Here is a 20486-nt window from a genome sequence, read left to right on the forward strand (position 1 = left end):
GGAATGGGCCAGTGACCGACGCCAGTAGCGGGTCACGGCCAGCTGCAAAAGAATTGAATTAGCGATCCCGATTGCCTCGGCTGGGAACGCCGGACCTCATGCACCCTGCCCCAATCAGCCAGGGCATTCAGAGCTGTAGCGTGCATGTTGTAAGGACCTGTGATCCACAGCGAACAGATGCTGTTTGACGCTGTGAGTAGGAAGCTCGAAGCCCACACCGAAGACGACCGGCCAGCCCTGCAATCAGCAGCGGGCAACTAGCCAACACCGCTGACGCAACAAACCCGGGCCGTCGCCAGTAGCGGGCCTGGGCCCCCTTTCCGCACCTTTATTACGTCAGCACTCCTCCCCCGCGCCCATCGGCAACCAGCGGGAGGCATGAGTGTTGACGAATACAGGTGAACAACCCGCCACCTTGGAGGCGACCATGTCAGCACTACGCAAGGCTCAGTTTGAGCACGACGAACAACTGCCGCCTCCGGTGAGCGAAACCTCTCAGCAATTGGCTCGCAGCGAATGGCTGTACAACGCAGCCGAAGAGCTGGCCAGAGGTGGCAGCGTGATATTCAAGCGCCACTTGCACCCCCAGCAAGGCGTCACGGCCTACCAGTTTGCACTGGCTGTCGATGAGTACGCCAACAACCTACTTGCCGACTGCGGCGTCGACGCTCCAGCCCTGGGCTACTTACTGATAGCTGGGATGGCGGGCTCAAGGGTGAAATCGGAGGCATTGGAGCTGCTCGGCCGGAGCGACCATCCACTGGGAAAACTAGGCGAGATTGCCGAACGCCTCCTTCAACCTTTGGCTGATGACGCTCTTATAGCCCAGGCCGAGGACAACGAACTGTGAGCCCCTACGTTGAGATCGATAAAGCGTTGTTTGCGCTTGAAGATCCAGATAAGCCCGCTCTCGACGAGATCTTGGCTGAGGGTTTGATCGTCCGCCACTTTACTTCGGGCGCCATCAACGCAGAAGAATTCCACTGGTATAGCGCCCGTCTACTGGATGTCAGCCGACGGCGTAAGGAGATTCAATGAGTACCGCACCGGTTAAATCCCTGATCGACGAACAACTCGAAGACGTTAGCGCTCACAACCTGCGCGAGGCCTACAGCCTGGCCGAACGCCGCGGCTTCTTCGGTGCTCCGGTTGAGCAGTACGCAGAGCCTGGCTACGGCGGTCGAGTGCTCCAGGTCCTGCGCTACAGGGTTCAGCAGCAGGATCAGCAAGCAAGCTGATCAGCCTTTACCCTTGTTTTTGTTCTTCGCACTGCCCTGCCGCGCTTTGAATTTTGGATTGGATTTACAGATCACGTAGATCCGGCCGCGGCGCATAACGATCTGGCAGTCACGGTGACGGTTTTTAGCTTCTTTGAGTGAGGACAGCACTTTCATAGGTGAGGCTCCTTGCGTTGAGTTGAAATGTTATTACGTATCTTAAATGCGAATAAGAACGTTTATCAACTCTTATTTCCCCTTCCCCTTTTATCGCTGCGAGCATCGCGGCAAGGATTCCCCATGTCCGCAGTAATGAAGCAGGACGACAACACACCTCCAATGTCGGAGGCCGCGCTCGTTGAAGTGCTGAGCAGCAGCCTCTACCCCGGCGCTGAAAAGAACTCGGTTGTGATGGTCCTGGCCTACTGCCAGGCCGCACACCTGGACCCGATGTTGAAGCCGGTGCACATCGTTCCGATCTGGAACTCCAAGACGAAAAAGATGCAGGACACGGTGATGCCCGGCATCGGCCTTTACCGCATCCAGGCGGCACGCACCGGCCAGTACGCCGGAATCAGCGAGCCGGAATACGGCCCGCCAGTAACTGCGAAGCTGAGCGGTGTAGAGGTCACTTATCCCGAATGGTGCCGCGTGACCGTCAAGCGGCAGATGAGCAACGGCTTGGTTGCCGAATACACGGCCAATGAGCGCTGGCTTGAAAACTACGCAACATCAAGCAAGGACACCGCGGCGCCCAACGCCATGTGGAAGCGTCGAGCATTTGCCCAGCTCGCCAAATGCGCCGAGGCCCAGGCTCTGCGCAAAGCATTCCCCGAAGTCGGATCTGCGCCAACGGCTGACGAGATGGAAGGAAAGACATTCGAGGAAGCCGCCAAAGACGTTTCGCCGGCGCGGCAGCCCCCACCGGAACCGGACGCCAAGCCTGCCTATCCCGACGAGCTGCTGGCTGAAAACATCGAGAAGTGGCAGCCACTGATCGACGCCGGTCGCACTAGTCCAGAACACATTATTTCCAACGTCATCAGCAAGTACTCGTTGCGCGATGACCAGATCGAAACCATCACCAACCTCAAAGCCCTCGATGGAGACGCAGCATGAAAATTCACAACGTAGCTCAAGGCTCTACCGAGTGGCTTGCCCTCCGCGCCAAGTTCCGCACCGCCTCCGAAGCTCCGGCAATGATGGGCGCCTCTAAGTATCAATCCCGCACCGACCTGCTGATCGCCAAGAAGACCGGCATCACAACGGACGTCACGCCCTCTCAGCAGTTTATCTTCGACAAGGGGCACGCGACTGAAGCCCTGGCCCGCCCGCTGACTGAAGCATTGATCGGCGAAGAGCTGTATCCAATCGTTGCCACTGAGGGCAACCTGCTGGCCTCCATGGACGGCGCCACAATGCTCGGCGAGACACTGTTCGAGCACAAGCTGTGGAATGAGTCAGTCGTGGCCCAGGTGAGGGCCGGCGACCTGGCTCCGCACTACTACTGGCAGCTTGAGCAGCAACTACTGGTGAGCGGCGCTGAGCGGGTCATCTTTGTTTGCTCGGACGGCACGCCGGAGAACTTCGTGCACATGGAGTACCGACCCGTCGCCGGGCGCGCGGCCCAGTTGATCGAAGGCTGGAAACAGTTCGAGGCAGACCTGGCCAACTTCGAGATGGCCGACGCGCCTTCAATTGTCGTCGGCAAGGCACCTGATGAATTGCCAGCCCTGCGTATCGAGCTGACCGGCATGGTTACCGCCAGCAATCTGAAGGTGTTTGAAGAGTCGGCCCTGGCGGTCATCGACTCGGTGAAAACCACACTCTCCACCGACCAGGACTTCGCCGACGCCAAGAAGGCGGTCAAGTGGTGTGGCGATGTCGAGGAGGCTGTCGCTGTCGCCAAGAAACAGGCCCTTTCGCAAACTCAAAGCATCGACGAGCTGTTTTCATCGCTGGATCGCATCAGTGCCCATGCTCGCGAGACTCGCCTGAAAGTCGACAAGCTGGTGAAGGCTCAAGAGCTGCTGGTGAAGACTAGCATCAAGCAAAAGGCCGAGCTCGCCCTGGCGGATCACATCGCCGCAATCAATAAGACCCTTGGCAAAGTCACGCTGCCTCATGTCGTTTCGGACTTCGCCGGCGCCATGAAGAACAAGCGCACCATCGCCAGCCTCCAGGACGCAGTAGATACCGAGTTGGCACGGGCGAAGATCGATGCAAGTCAGGCCGCCGACGGCATCCGCTTGAACCTGACCAGTCTGGCAGAGCTCGCCGTTGATCATGCCTTCCTATTCAGCGACGTGCAGCAGCTGGTCACCAAAGCCAATGATGACCTGGTGACGCTGATCAAATTCCGAATCTCCGAACACCAGAAGTCGGAGCGGGAAAAGGCCGACGCGAAGCGAATCGCCGAAGAACAAGAAGCCCAGCGCCTGGCAGCAATCAAGCCAGAACCCGTTGTCGAGAAGGTGGCTGTGCCCGAGCCAGTCCGCGCTGCGCCCGTCCAGACAGCTGCACCCGCCGGCCAGGCCACAAAACCTGTGGCGAGCCACTCCGTGGAGCAGATAGCGCTCCAGGCCAACGTGACGGACTTTGAGGCCCTGGTGAAAGCCGTAGCGTATGGTCAGGCGCCGATCACCGTCCTCCTTGTCAATTGGGAAGCGCTCGACGCGATGGTCGCAGCGCAGGGTTCAACCTTCAGCATGGCCGGGGTGACGCTGGCCAAGGTCGCAGCATGATCAGCAACCTCAGATCAGATATCGAGATCCGGCGCGAGAAAGCGCTGGAGCTTTCCAGTCAGGTACGTCGGCACCTGGCCGCCGGCGGAAAGTTCAGCATCGGCGACAGCCCGGCGATCAATCCGGATCCGGCAAAGCGCTCGGAAACGATTGATCCGACGACCATCCTCAAGCGCCGCAAGCCGCCTATATCCCGGGCAAAGCGTAACGCGCTGCGCAAACTCGCGGAGACACTATGAAAAAGCGCAAGCCGCACAACCTCAAAGCCCGCATTGACCGGTCCTGCCGGTCGCTGCTGGCCGCCAACCACGTCGCTGTGGTGAACATCGACCCCAGCGGCCGCCAGGGCATGATCAATTACGAGTCGCTGAAGAACATCGCGCCGGGGAAGATCGGCCAGGCCGTGTGCGGTATCCCCCACCGCTGGACGATCTACCTCAGCGCCCTCTGCATCGACGCCCGCGGCGACCGCTACAGCAAATCGGTGGAGGTGGCGCCCGATGGCGTCTACCTCTCCGACCACCTGGAAGATGTGATCGAGCATTGCTACAAGAAGCTGCGCGATGAGGCCAATCAAAGCCAGATGGTGGCTTCAGGTTGGATCGCCATACCGGACACCCTGTCGCTGGACGAGGAACACGCCGCGCGTATCTTCGAAGCCGTCGGCGCTTGGCACCAGGTGAAGGTCGATTCATGCGCCGCATAGCCCGCACCCAGCAACGCAAACGTCAAACCTGGCTCGCACTGCCGGCCAGCGGAATAGAAGAGGTAGGCCATGGCCAAGACTGTGCAGGAAAGATCGGCCAAGGCTGCGCAGAAGCGCCAGGCGGTCGCCGAGAAGGAATTGCGGCACAAGGTCAGACCAGGCATAGAGCAGGCCATGGAGCGTATACGGCTTCGAGGCCAGGTGCCGATCATCAGCGAAGTCTTGCAGATCGCAATCATGAAGATGGACTTGATGGCCGACAGCGAACTGATCGAGTTCTTGCGGTATCCGCGCCACGAAATCATAATTAGTGAAGACGTAGCGCAGAAATTTCACAATGAGAGTATGCGTGAGCTGATGAGGGATCCAGGCGAAGGGCTCTACACCTCCGAGTTAACGCCACATTATGATTTTCATAGCAAAAATTAACGAAAATAGTCTAAGAATTCATTGACGTCCGACACAGACCTACGCACATCTCCGAAGAGCTCGCGCAACATTGGATCATTACCTTCATAATCCCAAACAACTCTTCCATCGTTATCCACGATCCCAATAACTAAGAACTCATTCCAATACTCTCTATCCTCTATGTAATTTCTGGTTCTTGCCTCATAGATACATACGTTTCGCCCTCTGTAAGAAGACTCAAAATACAATGGAAAAACGTCATCATTCCCACGAGTAATAGAGTTTGGAGCATCTAGCACCTTCCACGCAAGCCTTCCAGTCGATGTTTCTTCCATCAAGCGAGCGACCATCTTTTTCGTAGTAGAATCCATCATAATCTCGACGCCTCATTGTCTTTATGCAAACCATCAAGCATAACTTCAAACTCCGTCATCAGCCTAGACACATACCACCCATCGTCTTGTGTCATATTTCGACGGGTGGAAGAGTACCATTTCGCATCAAAAGACATAAGCCCGACAAGTGTATCTGCTAACGCCTTTTCCTTATCGCCTAAGCTTGGGCGGATGTTATTTATATACCCCTTTAACTGATAAAGCATATGCATAACCTCCTCCTTGGAGTTATCCCAATCCCTCAAGCCCTTTCTATATTCAGGCATTAACTTAACAATATCTCCATGCACGGCGGGGAGCCTACTCTTGACGATTAGTATCTTCCGGACCTTTCTGACATAGGTGAAGGTGAGAATCGTTAAAATAGTGCCAATTACCGTACAAATTACGCCAAATTGGTTCAACCAGTCCCATAACTCCGCACTACCCCACATCGCAGCTCCTTGGCGCCATTGAAAACCCTATCCCCATTCTATCTTTGCTTTAGGGATTACACAAAATTGAAACGACCCACCATCGTCGCGTCCGGTCACGGAGAGCGGCGCTTACCTGAGGTAAACGAAATGCCTGTACGCCATAGCGTCATCCACAAGATCGACAAGAAGCCTGACGGTAGCCACGCCGTTCTGTTCCTGGGCGCATCGGAGCAGGTCGAAAGCCAGGCCCGCGACGACCTGATGAGCCAACTTAACGAAAGCTACAACGCCACCGCCGGTAAGGGCTGGGGGTTCTTCCATCACGAGTCAGGCGCTTTCCCATTCAGCGGATGGCTCGGTAAGTACATGGCCGGCGTAACCGACTTCCTGGCGTTCAGCACCACAGCCGTCGAGCACCTGACCAAGCTCATGGAAGAATCGAACCTCACCACGGGTGGGCACGCCCTCTTCTGCCACTATCAGCAAGGCATGACCGACTACCTGGTTATCGCCCTGGTGCAGGAAACCGAAGCGGTGACCATGACCGAGGAACTAAGCCTGCTGACGATCAAGCGCCTCGACTTGGACCACATCCGCCTGGCGGCGCGCATCAACCTCAGTGAATGGAAAAGCAACCCGCAGTCGAAGCAGTACATCTCGTACCTCAAAGGCAAGCAGGGCCGCAGGATCAATGATTACTTCCGAGACTTCATCGGCTGCCAGGAAGGGATTGACGGCCCGAGCGAAACACGCACGCTGCTCAAGGCGTTCAGCGACTTTGTTGAAAGCGAGGATCTGCCGGAAGAGTCGGCACGCGAGAAGACACACGCGCTGGTGAGTTACTCCATGGCCCAGGCCAAGCTGGGCGAGCCGATCACCCTTGACGAGCTGTCTGGCCTGATAGATGAAGACCAGCCGAAGAACTTCTACGACTTCATCAAGGCGAAGGACTACGGGCTTTCTGAAACCCTGCCGCCGGATAAAAAGACGCTCAACAAATTCCGGCGATTCGCCGGCCGGGCCGAGGGCATGTCGATCAGCTTCGAGGCGCATCTGTTGGGTGACAAGATCGAGTTCGACGAATCCGGCGGCACACTGACGCTGCGTGGGTTGCCAGCTCAGCTCACCGAGCAACTTAAACGCGCCTACCTCTAGCTTTTCGGGAAGGTGTTAATCGGGGACGATGGCTAGATGCGCAAAATGGTTGTGATCGACAACCATAGCGCGACCACCTTCCGTCTCCGAGATACGACCTAAATATTTGGCGTTCGTCCCGGCTGTATAGACCTCGTCACCATCAATTCGATATAGAAGCTCTCCGGAATTGCTTCGCACGAACTCGTCCTCGTCTATACGACCTATCAGCGGTGCCATTGGGCCTCGCCCCGAATAAACTTTATAGCGACCCTTTGTAAAATCGATAGCCATCTACATCTCCTTTATCCGGCTCCATGCCGGTCACTCGTAATACCCCAAATCAACGAATCACGCCAGCCGGCGAGGCAGGCGCGCGCCTGGAGTAGGCCCATGGGAATTCCAACAAACGCCCTGAAAGAAGACGAACTTTTCCATTACGCCTCCCTGGATCCAAGCGCCGCTGATGAGCTTGCGCGCCGGATCGCCTCCGGAGATATCGACCCGAACGCCGGGCTGGAGGATCTGCGCGAAGACATCCGCATGCTCGAAAGCCAAGCGGACGACAACGATGACGAGCTGGGTAGGTTGCGCGACGGCGCTGAAGAGGCTTGCACCTACATCAAGCGCGCAATCAATCACGACGAGCATGAAGAGCTGCCGGTTAGCAAGCTCCTTCAGAAGGCTCTCGACTGCCTGGAGTAAGGCCATGACCACCTTTGCAGTATTTGGCATGAGTGAAAACTGGGCTCGCGAGGATGCTCGCGAGTTCACCGGGACGATCAAGATCGTAGAGGGCAAGCGTATCGAGCTGACAATCCCTGAGTGGGAAGCAGCCGTAGAGGCTCAGGTAGCGAAGATCATGGCCGGAAAGAAGTGCGTGCGCCTTTCGCCGTTCTTCGATGCCCCCCAGTACGCCCAGCAATTCATCGACATCGCGCGACGCAGTATCACTTGTCGAGACATGAAGATCAGAACCAAAGCAGTGCTGGTTGATGCCAAGGGCGAGCCCATCATGAATCCAAAAACTGGCGTGCCGAAGGTTGGTTTTGCTGACTGGATTCCTGAAGCGAGCTACGCCGCCTAGACCCATCCCTCGCTCGCAACCCGATAAAAGCCTTCTAACAAATCACGCCGCCTGGCGAGGATCCCCTATGTCCGCACAACAGAAATTGCATCAGTACATCCATGACCAGCCGAGCATGGGCCTTCCGTTCGAAAAGGAACTGGTGGTCGACCTGTTCGCCGGCGGTGGCGGCGCCAGCACCGGCATCGCCCGGGCATACCGGGAGCCGGACGTAGCGGTCAACCACAATCCAATAGCCCTGGCCGTGCACCGCGCCAACCACCCAAACACAGCGCATTACGTCGCCGACGTGTACGAGGTTGACCCACGGAAAGCTACTGGCGGGCAGCCCGTCGCGATCATCTGGGCGTCGCCTGATTGTCGGCATCACAGCAAGGCCAAAGGTGGGGCACCGCGTGATCGCGGGGTGCGTGGACTGGCATGGGTGGTGATCCGCTGGTTGTTCATTACGCGGTCCCGATTGCTCTTTCTGGAAAACGTCGAAGAGTTCTGTGACTGGGGCCCAATCGATGATCATGGCCAACCGATCAAAGCCGAGCGCGGACGGACCTTTAAAGCGTTTATCGCGGCGATCAGCACCGGCCTGCCAGCGGAACATCCGGATATGCCGGAGATCATGCAGGCCATTGGCGAGTTCGTCCCCATGGAAGCGCTTGTGAAAGGTCTCGGCTACAACGCCGAGTGGCGGGAGCGGATCGCAGCAAACGCCGGAGCTCCAACAATCCGCAAGCGCCTGTACTTGGTGGCTCGCCGCGACGGTCTGCCGATAGTTTGGCCAGAGCCGGTACGACACAAGAAGCCAGCAGCGAAACAGCAGCCCTGGCGCACGGCCGCCGAGTGCATTGACTGGAGCAACCTGGGCAAGACGATCTTCCGGGACAAGCCCATGGCGCTGAACACCCGCCGCCGGGTGGCCAAGGGTATGTGGCGCCACGTCATCACCAGCGAGAAGCCATTCATAGTGCCGATGCGCGGGACGTCGGACGCACACACCAGCACGCACGGCGTGGATGAGTCGGTTTCGACCATCAGCGCCGGCGGCACCCATCACGCGTTGGTGCAGCCCGTGGCCGCACCGTTCCTGACCGAGTGCGCCAATGGATCATCGCAGCGTAACTTCGACGTGCAGGAAGCGCTCAGGACTCAGGTTGCACAGGTGAAAGGTGGTCACTTCGCGATGGCGGCGTGTCACCTGACCCACCTCACACACCATGGGGAGCGCAGCGGATACTCGCCAGACGAGTCGACCCGCACGGTCACCGGAGCCAATCGAGGCGAGCAAGCCATTGTCTGCGGGCATATGACAGCGTTCGGGCAAAACGCCGTGGGAAGCTCGCCAGATGATCCGGCGCAAACTGTGATGGCCGGTGCGGTACGTCACGGGATCGTCGCGGCAAACATGGTCACGCTGAGAAAAGGGTCGGTAGGAGCTGACGTTGAAGGGCCTCTGGGCGTGGTCGCCACCAGTACCGGCCACCATGCGGTGACGGCGGCGTTCTTCGAACAGGCGAATGGCGGCTTCTACAAAGGTGACGGCCGATCCGCATACCAGCCCACCTCCACGATCTGCCAGTCAGGCGCCAACCAGCGCCTGGCCACTGCGTACCTGGTGAAGTACTACGGGTGCGACAAGGGCGGCGTTTCGCTGACAGAGCCAATGCATACGCTGCCGACAAAAGACCGCGTTGCCTTGGTGGAGGTGGTACAGGTGCCGGATACGTTGACGCAAGAGCAAATGGAAGGTGCCCGCCGCTGCGCCGCCTTCATGTATGAGCATCTGCCGGAGCATTTCAAAGACCCGGCCGAGATGATCATGATCGGCGGATATGTGCTGGTGGACATTACCTTGCGCATGCTGCAGCCGCCAGAGCTGAAGGCCGCACAGGGCTTCGATAAGGACTACATCATTGACCGCGGCCTGTTCGTCGATCCGGTGACCGGCGCCGAGCAATGGTTGCCGATCAACAAGACCAATCAGGTCAGGCTCATCGGCAACAGCGTTTGTCCGGACGAAGCGGAGGCTCTGGTCAGGGCGAACGCCGCCGACATTATTGAACTTTATCGGCGGCTTGCTGCATAGGCCTATGCTTCAACTCTCGGAAGATACATTCCCTATCAATCATCTAACTCGAGCATCAGCATATCGGCAGCTATTACATTATCAATATCATTAGCGCTAAGAGGCTTTCCCTTTTTATCACTTTTTTTAATAGTCTTTTTTCCTATTATTAGAAAAAGCTTTCTAAAAATTAGATATTCACGAAGGCCTTCATGTCCCAGCTGAAATAAACGATTACGCTCTTTTGCCCCGAAGTCTTCAGAAGACCGCAGCGGGTCTTCATAGTTTTCAGGAAAGCTCATGAACGTATATACCACGTTAATTATTCTAGTGGGAATCCAGCCTCTCCCCCCTTCAGGATGATCGACGCCACTGACAACCTCACCAATAGTCTGACCTTGATCCCCCCCACAAAAAAATGCGCCTCTAAGCTCTTCTCCACCGACTTTCAGCATATCTCGAAATTTGTGCCTTTGAAAATCACGTTCTGCTTCGAATATCAAAGCGTGAGTTTCAGTGGTGACTTTTTGGCTCAATACTTCAGCTCGAGTTATCAACCGAGCACAAGTTACCCAAGCAACTCTATCGTTTGTTAGCTCACCGTCCACCACAAGCACATGCGCCGCCCTCTCAATTAAGGACAAAGCGCTTTCTAAATTTGTAGCTGATTGAGAGTACTCTTTCTCATGCTTGTGGGACCTTATCCCGACGAACATGGTTCCTGCGATAAAAACCATAATAATTACTTGTATGCAATCCGCAGGAGTTAAAGCCTGCACCTTTAGCGCACCAATCCAAACAAACAAGCTTAAAATCACAATGACTTCTATACCAATTATTAAATAAGTCCATTTTTTACAGAAACATCCAAAAGCACTCCAGCAACTACGAATCCAATTACGCATTTCAAGTCCAGCACCATGGTTAATCTTTAGAGGAGAGAGCCGAATCCTTATCAAAGTTGCGGCTCACACCGTTTGTTTCAGTCTTTATTCGTTCCTGAAATAATCCGGAAGACCAAACAGTAACTGAAGACTAACATTCATACCAATTCCACCACCACTAGCAGCGCCCTCCCCCTTCAAGGTCAGCCGCTATAGCGGCAAGGACACCTCATCACTGGTACGGGCAAAAGTCTCCAAGGCTATCCCTGGCAATTTTTACTGCGTACTCAAGTAGTTCTAGGGGAACACTTTGCTCAAAGAGGCTTACTTCAAAGCGCAGCGTTTCGTCATTCCGAAAGATCTCGAACATCTGCGTTCTATCACCTTCCCAGCACTCTAAAGCCAAGCCATCGTGACCTTCGACGATGCTTGAGGCACGACAAAAACGGTATTCAATTCCGTGTACGACCACATCTCACCTCCATTTCTAAGGAGGCAACGATACCTCTCCCCTCTATGAATTTGATAGCCGCTATGGCGGCAAGGACGAAGTCATGCCTGAAGAAATCGAAAAAGCCTGGCCGGACCACTACCGCTATATCGACACCATTGGACCAGAAGGCCTGGAGGTGCACTGCATCACCTATCAGGTGATCGGCGAAACCGCGCAGTGTTTCTACATTGGCGATACCCATACCTGCGACCTGGTCAAAGGCCCGCAATACAGCTGGACCGCTGAGGCGATTAAGAAGCGCAGAAAGCGCGTGCTGAAAGACGGTGGTAACTGGGGCCGTCGATTCGCCTACACCGACAAGGCGCTGGCACTGCGCTCTTACAAGGCACGCAAGGCCTGGCAGCTGCGACACGCTCGTCTGTCAATGGAGCGGGCCCAGGCGGCTATCGGGTACTTCGGCAACGCTCAGGTCCAAAGCCTGATACCGGACGCCGCGGTCACCATCCCGAACGAATATATCCAAGGCTTAAACTGGGAGGACTATTAGTGATCGCCCCCCTCTGGTTCGCCTACGTCTTCATCTACCGAGGGCCCAGGCCGTGAGTAATTTCCACTGTAAATAGTCGGGAAACCGACACTTCAACGCGCCGACCATCAAGGCTCACCAAACAAGGAGAGCCACATGAGAGCGTTCGCACAAGCAATTATCACAATTGCACCAGTGACCAACCGCAAATCCAGGAATCGTTTCCTCCGTGAATGCGACAGATGGTCCAACCGCCTATACAGGCAGGATTTGATCAGCCTTCAACAACGCCAGGATCTGCGGCGGCAAATCGCAGCAGCGTGTTTGGTGGCGTTGATGTAACCCCTACATACCTGCCGGTGAGCGGAGTCACGGCAGTTGACTATCGATCCATCGTTCAGCTGCCGCCATCGCGTCATCAAGCGCTGCCGGATAGTCAGGCCAGGGGCCTTCCAACTCTGCTGCAACCTCACCCAAGCCATTGATGGGAGCTGGCTCAATGACCTTTGCGGCAACAGGGATCTGGTCGTTCGGGCGACGCCAGTCGAACTTGAGAAACATCACATGGCCCCGGTAAGCGTGCGCTATCGGAGCATCGAAGTTGTGTGACACGTCCATGCCTCATCACGAACTAAGTTGAACCCTTTTGTACACCGCTTCGGTCCTGTTTGAAAGATAGGCAGAAAGCTATCACTCCAATCCCCTATGTGCCGCCCCGCGCGGCTAGGACACACCCCATGTTCGCTATGAAACTCACCCTGATACTGCTGGGCGCTTTTCTGTACCTGGTAGGAACACTCGGCTGGTTCGGCTGGTTCGCTATCGACCTGCTGGACACCGGCACCACCGAGGCGCTGCTCTACGCGTTTGCCGGCACATGCGCCTGGTTGCTGATCAGCTTCGGCCTGGCAATCCACATCATCCAAACAGCGCGGCCCGCGGGCTCACTCGACAAACCAGAGGCATAGAGGTGCACACCATGGAAATGCAAAGCGAAACCCTTGCCGAAGAAGAAATCGCCGCCATCACTGGCTATATGATCCCCTCGCGCCAGATCGCGTGGCTCAACTTGAATGGATGGAAGTACGTGCTGACCCGGGCGCGCCGGCCAGTTGTGGGCCGGGTATACGCTCGGATGAAGCTGGCAGGCGTAAAACCCTCAGCAGAAAACGTTGCGGCCGAAGCCTGGTCGTTGGACTTGTCACGGGTAGGATAAAAAGATGCGAGCGAAAAAGGCGGCAAACAGGGACCTGCCGCCGCGAATGATTCGGCGCGTACGCACGCTGAAGGGTGGCAAAGAGTGGGTTGGCTATTACTACGACGGGAGGAATGAAGACGGGAAGCGGGTGGAAGTCCCGCTCGGGGGTGATTTGGATATCGCCAAGGCTGAATGGGCGAAGCTTGATTGCAAGCCCGTGCCGAAGAAGAACGCCCTTCTCGCCCAGGTGTTTGACCGGTATGAACGAGAGATCATCCCAGGTAAGAAGCCCAAGACCCAAAGCGACAATTTGCTGAGCCTCAAACAGCTGCGCAAGGCTTTCAATGACGCCCCCATTGATGCAGTTTCACCACAGATCATCGCGCAGTACCGGGACAACCGGACCGCCAAGGTTCGAGCCAATAGGGAGATATCCCTGCTATCCCACATCTACAACATTGCGCGGGAGTGGGGGCTGACCGAAAACAACCCCGCTGCCGGCGTGCGCAAGAACAAAGAGGTGCCGCGCGACTTCTACGCCACCGAGGAAATTTGGGGCGCCGTGTATGCCGTCGCAGCCTCGGAACTGCGTGACGCGATGGACCTGGCCTACCTGACTGCCCAGCGCCCGGCGGATACGCTGTCCATGCGTGAGGCGGACGCCGTAAACGAATTCCTGCAGGTGTCCCAGGGCAAGACATCGAAGAAGCTGCGCATTCGCCTGACCGCTGCCGGCGCACTCAACGACCTGGGCGCCTTGGTTGCAAGGCTGATAGAGCAAAGACGCTCACGGGGAGTACGAAACCCTTACCTGATAATCACCGAAGACGGCAGGCAGGTGACTAAGCACATGCTTCGCCTACGCTTTGATGACGCTCGCGACAAAGCAATCGCCATCGCCAGAGAGGCAGGCGACGGTGTTCTTGCATCCAGTATTCGACAGTTTCAGTTCCGTGATATCCGCCCGAAAGCTGCCAGTGAGATTCTGGACCTGGGCGACGCAAGCCGCCTGCTGGGACATACGGACAAGCGGATAACCGAGACGGTTTACCGTCGTGTCGGGGAGATCGTGAAGCCGACGCGCTGACCGCGATCAGCGCTAGGTTGCGGAAACTGCCGGAAATGATGCGGAAACGATCAGTCTGTAGAGATTTTTCTGAGACAAACCCCAGAAACGCAAAAGCCCCGCTTTCGCGGGGCTTTCGTGTAAATCTTGGCGGGAAACCAGGGATTCGAACCCTGGAGACGCTATTAACGTCCGCCGGTTTTCAAGACCGGTGCATTCAACCACTCTGCCAATTTCCCTTGTGCATCACAGGATTATAGTAGCCCATCCCGTGTCAGCGGGCGCCATAATACCCGAATGAAACACACTGTCAAACTCTCTGCATCGCTTGTTACAAGGCGTCTGTTATGATCTTTGCGACTGAACGTTTCAAAACTGAAGGAGTGTCGCCATGCGCGAACAGAATTACGCAGTGAATGGCAACGCGCAGGCTGAGCAGCTTGAAGTCAGCCGCGTGTTGCGCAACACCTACGGCTTGCTCGCCCTTACCCTCGCATTCAGCGGCGTGATGGCTTACGTGGCCCAGCAGATGCGCGTCGGCTACCCGAATATCTTTGTCGTGTTGATCGGCTTCTACGGTCTGTTCTTCCTGACCAACAAGCTGCGTGACTCGGCCTGGGGCCTGGTGTCGGCGTTTGCCTTGACCGGTTTCATGGGTTTCATCCTCGGCCCGATCCTCAACCGTTACCTGGGCATGGCCGGCGGTGCTGAAGTGGTCAGTTCGGCGTTTGCCATGACCGCTCTGGTGTTTGGTGGTCTGTCGGCCTACGTGCTGATCAGCCGTAAGGACATGAGCTTCCTGGGTGGTTTCATCACCGCAGGCTTCTTCGTGCTGCTGGCGGCGGTGGTGGCCAGCATGTTCTTCCAGATCAGCGGCCTGCAATTGGCGATCAGCGCGGGTTTTGTGCTGTTTTCCTCGGTGTGCATCCTGTTCCAGACCAGCGCCATCATCCACGGCGGTGAGCGTAACTACATCATGGCGACCATCAGCCTGTATGTGTCGATCTACAACCTGTTCATCAGCCTGTTGCAGATCTTCGGCATCATGAGCCGCGACGACTGATCAGCCAACGCAATAAAAAATGCCCCGTATCGCGAGATACGGGGCATTTTCATTTTCAGACCCGATAGCTCAGTACTGATTGGGTTCCATTTCCAGCTCGACCTTGAAGCGCTTGAAGATATCTTGCTGGATGCGTAGCGCCAGCTGGGCAATCTCCTGCCCGGTGGCGGTGCCGTAGTTGACCAGCACCAGCGCTTGCAGCTTGTGCACGCCCGCATCGCCCTCCCGGAACCCCTTCCAACCGGCTTTGTCGATCAGCCAGCCGGCGGCGAGTTTCATTTGGCCGTCGGCCTGAGGGTAGGCCACCAGGTCCGGATACTGTCTTTGCAGCTCAACAGCCAAGGCTTGGGGTACCAGCGGATTCTTGAAGAAGCTGCCCGCATTGCCCAGCTCTGCCGGGTCTGGCAGTTTCTCGCGGCGAATGCTGCAGATCGCGCGGCTCACATCGCTTGGCGTGGCCTCGGTGATGCCCTGCGCGATCAGGCGCTGTTGCACCGGGCCGTAGTCGAGTTTCAGGTGACTGGCGCGGCTAAGGGAAAAGCGTACCCGCAAGATCAGCCACCGCCCGACTTCATGTTTGAACAGGCTGTCACGGTAAGCGAACTTGCATTCGTCGAGGCTGAAGTCGCGCAGTTCGCCCGTCTGACGATCCAGGGCGGTGAGGCCGGCGAAGACATCCTTGATCTCTACACCATAGGCGCCGATGTTCTGCATCGGCGCGGCACCGACAGTGCCGGGGATGAGGCTGAGGTTTTCCAAACCGCAGAAGCCGTGTTCAAGCGTCCACAAGACGAACGGATGCCAAGCTTCGCCCGCTTCGGCTTCGACCACCACGTGCGTGCCATCGTCGCTCAGCACACGAATGCCTTGGGTCGCCATACGCAACACCAGCGCCGGAACATCCTGGGTCAACAGCAAATTGCTGCCGCCTCCAATCACCAGCAACGGCACCGCCTGTGCGGCGGCATAGGCGATGGCCGCGCGCACGTCAGCATCACTGTGGGCCTCGGCAAATAACTGCGCGCTCACATCAATGCCAAAGCTGTTGAATGGCTTAAGCGATACCTGCGCACGCACTTGCAAGGTCATAACCGCCCCTTCAATTCGATCACCAATAAGTCACAGGCGCGTTCGATCAGGTCCAGGACCCGTTCGAAACCTTGCTCACCTTCATAGTAAGGGTCTGGCACCTCGTCCACTTCGCCATCAAAGCGACGCAGGAACAAATCCAGCTCCGCCTTGCCCTGCCCCGGCTGCATGGCCTTGAGGTTGCGCAGGTTGCTGCTGTCCATGGCCAGGATCAGGTCATAGCGGGCAAAGTCAGCGCGGGAAACCTGCTGGGCACGCTGGCTCGACAGGTCATAGCCGCGCGCCAGCGCCGCCCGTTGGCTGCGCTGGTCCGGCGGGTTGCCGACATGCCATTCCCCGGTGCCAGCAGACGCCACCTCAATCTGGCCAGCCAAGCCTGCTTCACGCAACTTATGGCGCAAGATGCCCTCAGCGGTTGGCGAGCGGCAGATATTGCCCAGGCATACAAACAGAACTTCCATCAGGCGCCCAGCAGGCGACGGACGCGTTCGAGGTCTTCCTGGGTGTCGACACCGGCTGGCGGTGCTTCCAACGCATCGCCCACGTGGATACGCACGCCGTGCCAGAGGGCACGCAGTTGCTCCAGGGACTCGGTATTTTCCAGCCAGCACGGGCCCCAGCTGACGAAGTCGTGCAGAAAACCGGCGCGGTAGGCATAGATGCCGATATGGCGGCGATATGGCACGCCCTCCGGCAACACGTCGCGATTCTTGGCAAAGGCATCCCGCGCCCACGGCAAGGTGGAGCGACTGAACGTCAGTGCCAGGCCGTTGATGTCGCTGACCACTTTCACCACATTCGGGTTGAACAGCGTCTCGATGTCTTCGATCGGTTCGGCCAGGGTCGCCATACGCGCCTCGCCATGGGCCGCGAGGTTGGCAGCGACCTGATCGATGACACTCGGCGGTATCAATGGCTCGTCACCCTGCACATTCACTACGATCGCGTCGGGTGCCAGACCCAGCTGAGTAGCGACTTCGGCCAGGCGATCAGTACCGGAGTTATGGTCTTCGCGGGTCAGGACCGCTTCGGCACCAAAACCTTTGCACGCCTCGATGATGCGCGGGTCGTCGGTGGCCACCACCACCCGTTCGGCGCTGCTCTTGCACGCTTGTTCCCACACCAGCTGGATCATCGGCTTGGTGCCGATCATTTGCAGCGGCTTGCCCGGCAGGCGCGTCGAGGCATAGCGCGAGGGAATGACAACGGTAAAGGCGGTGGTCATTTATCCAGGCGCTCATCGGTGGTCAGAGTACGGGCTTCGCTTTCGAGCATGACCGGGATGCCGTCACGGATAGGGTAAGCCAGGCCGGCACCTTTGCTGATCAGCTCGGTTTTGTCGGCGCTGAGCTTGAGCGGGCCTTTGCAGATCGGGCAAGCGAGGATATCGAGCAGTTTGGTGTCCATGAGTGTTTCCTGGAAAGAAGCGTTTTAAGGCAAGAGACGGTTGGGCAGCAGACGCATCAACTGCATGTCGAACCAGGCGACGAACGCCGGCGACGGTACCGCATCCACCGCAAGGTACCACCAGTCGGGCTGGGCAAAGGCGCGGCACTTCACCGCGTCCTTTTCGGTCATGACCAGCGGCAATGACGGGGTAAAATTCAAGACCTCGGCGCTGTAGGGCGCGTGGTCGGCAAAAGCATGGGGTAGCGGCTGCCAGTGTAGCGTTTCAAGGGTATTGAAGAAACGTTGCGGGTTACCTATGCCGGCCACCGCATGCACCTGCTGGCCCTGCGCAAAGTAGGTGACCGGCTGGCGCTCGCCGCTGTGCAGGTTGACCAGCGCTGTGGGCAGCAGGCGAAAGGCAAAGCCATCTTCACGGTCCGAAACGGCACCGTTATAAAGTACCCCGTCCACACTCTTCAGACGATCCACCGGTTCACGCAACGGCCCGGCTGGTAGGCACCGGCGGTTGCCGAGGCCGCGGGCGGCATCGATCAGCACCAGTTCAAGATCGCGAGCCAGGCGGTAATGCTGCAGGCCGTCATCGGAGAGGATCAGGTCCAGGGGTTCACTGGCCAGCAGTGCCTTTACCGCACGACTGCGATCAGGATCGATCATCAGCGGTACACCGCTGCGCTGCACGATCAGCAAGGGTTCATCACCGGCCACCTCGGCACTGTGGCCGGCCTCCACACGCCACGGCAGCTGCGGCGGCTTGGCACCGTAGCCTCGACTGACCACTCCTACGCGCAAACCGCTGCGGCGGCAGTGCTCGATCAACCACAAGATCAACGGCGTCTTGCCGGTGCCTCCCACCGTAATATTGCCCACCACGATCACTGGCACAGACGACTGATAAATCTCGCCCTCGCCCGCCACGAAGCGCGCACGCTTACGTTGAACCACACGGCGATACAACGATTCCAGCGGTCGCAGCAACATTAGTGCTGGATGACCTTCGTACCATGCCTTGAGTAAACGGTCGGAGATGGCCATCAGGGCGCGCTCGCCGCCTCGACGGTGGTCATGCGCAAATGGCTGAAACCGAGCTTGCCGGCAGCGTCCATGGCGGTGATCACGGCCTGGTGTGGGGTTTTGCCATCGGCGCTGATGGACAGCGGCAACTGGGTGTCGCCACCAGACTCCTTCTGCAACGCCTCCATCAGGCTGGCAAGGTCATTTTTCTCCAGCAACTGGTTATTCACCGAAAACACCCCTTCGGCGCTGATAGCGATGTCCAGCTGCTTGACTTGCTGGTCTTCGGCAGGCGAGCCACTCACCGCTTCAGGCAGGTCGACACGCAACTGGGTTTCCCGGGTGAAGGTGGTGGTCACGACAAAGAACAGCAGCAGGATAAACACCACGTCGATCAACGACGCGAGATTGATATCAACATTTTCCCGTTGCTTACGGCGAAATTTCACGCTTTGCCCTCGACCAGGTCTACATCACGGTCGCCCTGCACCACTTCTACCAGCTTGATGGCTTCCTGTTCCATACCGACCACCAGCTCATCAATGCGCCGCTGCAGGAAACGGTGGAAAAACACCGAAGGGATACCCACCATCAAGCCCGCAGCAGTGGTGATCAGGGCCTTGGAAATGCCCCCGGCCAATACCGACGCGTTGGTGGTCATGCCCGAGCCCGTGAACGCGCTGAAGATATCGATCATGCCCAGGACCGTGCCGAGCAAACCGAGCAACGGCGCCATGGCGGCGATAGTGCCGAGGGCGTTGATGTAGCGTTCCAGTTCATGAATAACCCGGGCGGCCGCCTCTTCGATGCACTCCTTCATGATCTCGCGACCATGCTTGGAATTGGCCAGGCCGGCGGCGAGGATTTCACCCAGTGGCGAATTGGCACGCAGCTCTTTGAGCTTTTGCTTGTCGAGCTGCTTGTTCTTGATCCAGCCCCAGACCTGCCCCAGCAAGTGCTCGGGGGTGACGCGACTGGCGCGCAGGGTCCACAGGCGTTCGGCGACGATGCCGAGTGCGACGATGGAGCTCAGAATGATCGGCAACATCATCCAGCCGCCGGATTTGACCAATTCCCACACAGTGAATGTCCCCTCGAAAAAGTGCGCCACTTTACCATATAGGGTCAACAGAAGGGTTCACCGGCTACAGGTCCGTCTGTCGCGGTTCGAGACCTTGGCAACGCCTGATTACGGTAACGGTTCGCGCCAGAAACGACGTTCGCTGCGCGCAACCGTCGCAGGCACAAACGCCCCCAGGCGCAGGCGCACAGCGCCCTGTTCGGCGCTGTCATACACCCGGCTGCCCAGTGCTTGGTAGCGTTCGAGGACCTGCGGATGAGGATGGCCAAACGTATTGCTGCGACCGCGGGAAATCAGCACAGAGGTGGGCGCCAACCGTTGTACGAAAGGCCAGGACGAAGAACTTCGGCTGCCATGGTGCGGGGCCTGCAGCCAGTCGGTCGGAACCGCCAGCGGGGATGCCAGAAACGCCTGTTCGGCAGCGCGATCAATGTCGCCGGTGAGCAGCAGGCGTTCGCCATTGGCCTGGACGTGCAGCACGCACGACCTCGGATCAGGAGATTAGACACGTATCCGAGCCCAAGAGAAAGAACTA

Annotated in this window: 29 protein-coding genes, 1 tRNA gene and 1 pseudogene; 17 read left to right on the top strand and 14 right to left on the bottom strand. The window is 57.5% G+C overall.

The genetic code is table 11. The features are described from left to right. The first annotated feature begins 427 nt into the window (after nucleotides 1-427). From BMH52_RS10240 to BMH52_RS10250, 3 genes are read left to right on the top strand one after another with little or no spacing between them, the layout of a single operon-like run. Entirely contained in the window at nucleotides 428-850 is a 423-nt protein-coding gene (locus tag BMH52_RS10240) for a hypothetical protein (protein WP_073843580.1), read from the top strand. Further along, complete coding sequence (locus BMH52_RS10245; protein ID WP_034136250.1) at nucleotides 847-1038, top strand: hypothetical protein; 192 nt, start codon at nucleotides 847-849, stop codon at nucleotides 1036-1038. The genes BMH52_RS10240 and BMH52_RS10245 overlap by 4 nt, the downstream gene beginning before the upstream one ends. Beyond that, nucleotides 1035-1238 (top strand): hypothetical protein, encoded by a 204-nt coding sequence (locus BMH52_RS10250; RefSeq protein WP_073843582.1) that lies wholly within the window; start codon nucleotides 1035-1037, stop codon nucleotides 1236-1238. Before BMH52_RS10245 ends, BMH52_RS10250 begins: the two co-directional genes overlap by 4 nt. On the opposite strand, the gene ykgO is transcribed toward BMH52_RS10250, so the two are convergent. Continuing rightward, nucleotides 1239-1394 (bottom strand): type B 50S ribosomal protein L36, encoded by a 156-nt coding sequence (gene ykgO, locus BMH52_RS10255; RefSeq protein ID WP_019816741.1) that lies wholly within the window; start codon nucleotides 1392-1394, stop codon nucleotides 1239-1241. 135 nt (nucleotides 1395-1529) lie between these two features. Between ykgO and bet the strand changes: the two genes are divergently transcribed. The 5 genes from bet to BMH52_RS10280 all read left to right on the top strand — a co-directional run bounded on the left by bet (nucleotide 1530) and on the right by BMH52_RS10280 (nucleotide 5096). Next, nucleotides 1530-2336, top strand: coding sequence for a phage recombination protein Bet (bet, locus tag BMH52_RS10260; RefSeq protein WP_073843584.1), 807 nt, complete (start codon nucleotides 1530-1532; stop codon nucleotides 2334-2336). Next, nucleotides 2333-3961, top strand: coding sequence for a YqaJ viral recombinase family protein (locus BMH52_RS10265; protein WP_073843586.1), 1629 nt, complete (start codon nucleotides 2333-2335; stop codon nucleotides 3959-3961). The genes bet and BMH52_RS10265 overlap by 4 nt, the downstream gene beginning before the upstream one ends. Then, entirely contained in the window at nucleotides 3958-4200 is a 243-nt protein-coding gene (locus tag BMH52_RS10270) for a hypothetical protein (RefSeq protein ID WP_073843588.1), read from the top strand. Before BMH52_RS10265 ends, BMH52_RS10270 begins: the two co-directional genes overlap by 4 nt. Further along, nucleotides 4197-4667, top strand: coding sequence for a hypothetical protein (locus tag BMH52_RS10275; RefSeq protein WP_073843590.1), 471 nt, complete (start codon nucleotides 4197-4199; stop codon nucleotides 4665-4667). The genes BMH52_RS10270 and BMH52_RS10275 overlap by 4 nt, the downstream gene beginning before the upstream one ends. A gap of 69 nt (nucleotides 4668-4736) precedes the next feature. Then, the gene (locus tag BMH52_RS10280; RefSeq protein WP_073843592.1) at nucleotides 4737-5096 is read left to right on the top strand and encodes a hypothetical protein; all 360 of its coding nucleotides are present in this window, start codon (nucleotides 4737-4739) and stop codon (nucleotides 5094-5096) included. A 352-nt stretch (nucleotides 5097-5448) separates the two neighbouring features. Here BMH52_RS10280 and BMH52_RS28805 read toward each other — a convergent pair whose 3' ends face one another. Then, nucleotides 5449-5685 (bottom strand): hypothetical protein, encoded by a 237-nt coding sequence (locus tag BMH52_RS28805; RefSeq protein ID WP_143192520.1) that lies wholly within the window; start codon nucleotides 5683-5685, stop codon nucleotides 5449-5451. Nucleotides 5686-6036: 351 nt separating this feature from the next. Here BMH52_RS28805 and yejK point away from each other — a divergent pair, with 351 nt between their 5' ends. Continuing rightward, nucleotides 6037-7044 carry a nucleoid-associated protein YejK gene (gene yejK, locus BMH52_RS10295; RefSeq protein ID WP_073843598.1) on the top strand — a complete coding sequence of 336 codons (1008 nt, stop codon included), beginning with the start codon at nucleotides 6037-6039 and terminating at the stop codon, nucleotides 7042-7044. Between the two features lie 15 nt (nucleotides 7045-7059). Here yejK and BMH52_RS10300 read toward each other — a convergent pair whose 3' ends face one another. After that, nucleotides 7060-7317 carry a hypothetical protein gene (locus BMH52_RS10300; RefSeq protein WP_073843600.1) on the bottom strand — a complete coding sequence of 86 codons (258 nt, stop codon included), beginning with the start codon at nucleotides 7315-7317 and terminating at the stop codon, nucleotides 7060-7062. 99 nt (nucleotides 7318-7416) lie between these two features. Here BMH52_RS10300 and BMH52_RS10305 point away from each other — a divergent pair, with 99 nt between their 5' ends. From BMH52_RS10305 to BMH52_RS10315, 3 genes are all read left to right on the top strand, one after another. Beyond that, nucleotides 7417-7728, top strand: a complete 312-nt coding sequence (locus tag BMH52_RS10305; RefSeq protein ID WP_177345084.1) for a hypothetical protein — start codon at nucleotides 7417-7419, stop codon at nucleotides 7726-7728. Between the two features lie 4 nt (nucleotides 7729-7732). Beyond that, nucleotides 7733-8110, top strand: a complete 378-nt coding sequence (locus BMH52_RS10310; RefSeq protein WP_073843603.1) for a hypothetical protein — start codon at nucleotides 7733-7735, stop codon at nucleotides 8108-8110. Nucleotides 8111-8177: 67 nt separating this feature from the next. Further along, the gene (locus BMH52_RS10315) at nucleotides 8178-10190 is read left to right on the top strand and encodes a DNA cytosine methyltransferase (RefSeq protein WP_073843605.1); all 2013 of its coding nucleotides are present in this window, start codon (nucleotides 8178-8180) and stop codon (nucleotides 10188-10190) included. A gap of 35 nt (nucleotides 10191-10225) precedes the next feature. On the opposite strand, the gene BMH52_RS10320 is transcribed toward BMH52_RS10315, so the two are convergent. Next, nucleotides 10226-11074 (bottom strand): hypothetical protein, encoded by an 849-nt coding sequence (locus tag BMH52_RS10320; protein WP_143192521.1) that lies wholly within the window; start codon nucleotides 11072-11074, stop codon nucleotides 10226-10228. Nucleotides 11075-11607: 533 nt separating this feature from the next. Between BMH52_RS10320 and BMH52_RS10330 the strand changes: the two genes are divergently transcribed. Then, nucleotides 11608-12054 (top strand): hypothetical protein, encoded by a 447-nt coding sequence (locus BMH52_RS10330; RefSeq protein ID WP_073843612.1) that lies wholly within the window; start codon nucleotides 11608-11610, stop codon nucleotides 12052-12054. A gap of 348 nt (nucleotides 12055-12402) precedes the next feature. Here BMH52_RS10330 and BMH52_RS10340 read toward each other — a convergent pair whose 3' ends face one another. Further along, nucleotides 12403-12594: a hypothetical protein gene (locus BMH52_RS10340; protein ID WP_236713049.1), complete on the bottom strand. Its 192-nt coding sequence runs from the start codon at nucleotides 12592-12594 to the stop codon at nucleotides 12403-12405. Between the two features lie 176 nt (nucleotides 12595-12770). Here BMH52_RS10340 and BMH52_RS10345 point away from each other — a divergent pair, with 176 nt between their 5' ends. Genes BMH52_RS10345 through BMH52_RS10355 form a run of 3 tightly spaced genes read left to right on the top strand, consistent with a single transcriptional unit; the run spans nucleotide 12771 to nucleotide 14318 of the window. After that, nucleotides 12771-13001 (top strand): hypothetical protein, encoded by a 231-nt coding sequence (locus tag BMH52_RS10345; RefSeq protein ID WP_073843615.1) that lies wholly within the window; start codon nucleotides 12771-12773, stop codon nucleotides 12999-13001. Nucleotides 13002-13012: 11 nt separating this feature from the next. Continuing rightward, the gene (locus BMH52_RS10350) at nucleotides 13013-13249 is read left to right on the top strand and encodes a DUF4224 domain-containing protein (protein WP_032872120.1); all 237 of its coding nucleotides are present in this window, start codon (nucleotides 13013-13015) and stop codon (nucleotides 13247-13249) included. Nucleotides 13250-13253: 4 nt separating this feature from the next. Next, nucleotides 13254-14318, top strand: coding sequence for a tyrosine-type recombinase/integrase (locus tag BMH52_RS10355; protein WP_073843617.1), 1065 nt, complete (start codon nucleotides 13254-13256; stop codon nucleotides 14316-14318). A 127-nt stretch (nucleotides 14319-14445) separates the two neighbouring features. Here the strand turns inward: BMH52_RS10355 and BMH52_RS10360 are convergent. Then, a tRNA-Ser gene (locus BMH52_RS10360) sits at nucleotides 14446-14536 on the bottom strand. A 152-nt stretch (nucleotides 14537-14688) separates the two neighbouring features. Here BMH52_RS10360 and BMH52_RS10365 point away from each other — a divergent pair. Then, nucleotides 14689-15360, top strand: a complete 672-nt coding sequence (locus BMH52_RS10365) for a Bax inhibitor-1/YccA family protein (RefSeq protein ID WP_003192030.1) — start codon at nucleotides 14689-14691, stop codon at nucleotides 15358-15360. A 69-nt stretch (nucleotides 15361-15429) separates the two neighbouring features. On the opposite strand, the gene murB is transcribed toward BMH52_RS10365, so the two are convergent. From murB to BMH52_RS10405, 8 genes and pseudogenes are all read right to left on the bottom strand, one after another. After that, nucleotides 15430-16449: a UDP-N-acetylmuramate dehydrogenase gene (murB, locus tag BMH52_RS10370; protein WP_073843620.1), complete on the bottom strand. Its 1020-nt coding sequence runs from the start codon at nucleotides 16447-16449 to the stop codon at nucleotides 15430-15432. Then, on the bottom strand, nucleotides 16446-16910 hold the full coding sequence (locus BMH52_RS10375) for a low molecular weight protein-tyrosine-phosphatase (protein ID WP_014718874.1): 465 nt from the start codon (nucleotides 16908-16910) through the stop codon (nucleotides 16446-16448). Before BMH52_RS10375 ends, murB begins: the two co-directional genes overlap by 4 nt. Further along, entirely contained in the window at nucleotides 16910-17674 is a 765-nt protein-coding gene (gene kdsB, locus BMH52_RS10380; protein ID WP_032902860.1) for a 3-deoxy-manno-octulosonate cytidylyltransferase, read from the bottom strand. The genes BMH52_RS10375 and kdsB overlap by 1 nt, the downstream gene beginning before the upstream one ends. Continuing rightward, entirely contained in the window at nucleotides 17671-17856 is a 186-nt protein-coding gene (locus BMH52_RS10385; protein WP_003174668.1) for a Trm112 family protein, read from the bottom strand. Before BMH52_RS10385 ends, kdsB begins: the two co-directional genes overlap by 4 nt. Before the next feature lie 24 nt (nucleotides 17857-17880). Next, complete coding sequence (gene lpxK / locus BMH52_RS10390) at nucleotides 17881-18891, bottom strand: tetraacyldisaccharide 4'-kinase (protein WP_032902859.1); 1011 nt, start codon at nucleotides 18889-18891, stop codon at nucleotides 17881-17883. After that, nucleotides 18891-19319, bottom strand: a complete 429-nt coding sequence (locus BMH52_RS10395) for a biopolymer transporter ExbD (RefSeq protein WP_060766997.1) — start codon at nucleotides 19317-19319, stop codon at nucleotides 18891-18893. The genes lpxK and BMH52_RS10395 overlap by 1 nt, the downstream gene beginning before the upstream one ends. After that, nucleotides 19316-19951: a MotA/TolQ/ExbB proton channel family protein gene (locus BMH52_RS10400; RefSeq protein ID WP_003192043.1), complete on the bottom strand. Its 636-nt coding sequence runs from the start codon at nucleotides 19949-19951 to the stop codon at nucleotides 19316-19318. Before BMH52_RS10400 ends, BMH52_RS10395 begins: the two co-directional genes overlap by 4 nt. Before the next feature lie 108 nt (nucleotides 19952-20059). Continuing rightward, nucleotides 20060-20446: pseudogene (locus BMH52_RS10405) on the bottom strand (ComEC/Rec2 family competence protein); the annotation flags it as partial. Nucleotides 20447-20486 lie beyond the last annotated feature (40 nt).

Source organism: Pseudomonas sp. BTN1 (assembly GCF_001907715.1).
Lineage (GTDB): Bacteria > Pseudomonadota > Gammaproteobacteria > Pseudomonadales > Pseudomonadaceae > Aquipseudomonas > Aquipseudomonas paracarnis.